The following is a 303-nucleotide window of genomic DNA, read 5'->3' on the forward strand; positions in this document are numbered from 1 at the left end:
GCTTGTTGGTGACGAAGATGCGGACGCGGTCGCCTTCGACGGCCTCGATCGTCGGGCCGGGCGACTGTCCGTTGTACCCCCATAAATATGCGGTCATGCCGTCGGCCATCTCGCGCTCGACCGGTTCGGCGACGAGGTGGAACTCCTTGACGCCGTTGTTCATCCGGTGAGGCAGGGTCCAGCCGTTGAGGGTGACCACCGGCTGGTAGTCCGGACCCGAGGCCGGATGAAGCGGCGGCTGCATGTCGGCCGATGCCATTGTCGGGGCGTCGGGCAGACCCATCGCCGATGTCTTTGTCCAGG

1 protein-coding gene is annotated in these 303 nt (G+C 65.7%); it reads right to left on the reverse strand.

Features of this window, described 5'->3' with window-relative positions:
- On the reverse strand, window positions 1-303 hold a 303-nt coding region (locus tag BN1800_RS39875), incomplete at both ends, for a multicopper oxidase domain-containing protein (RefSeq protein ID WP_179214047.1).

It is taken from the genome of Rhizobium sullae (assembly GCF_900169785.1).
Lineage (GTDB): Bacteria > Pseudomonadota > Alphaproteobacteria > Rhizobiales > Rhizobiaceae > Rhizobium > Rhizobium sullae.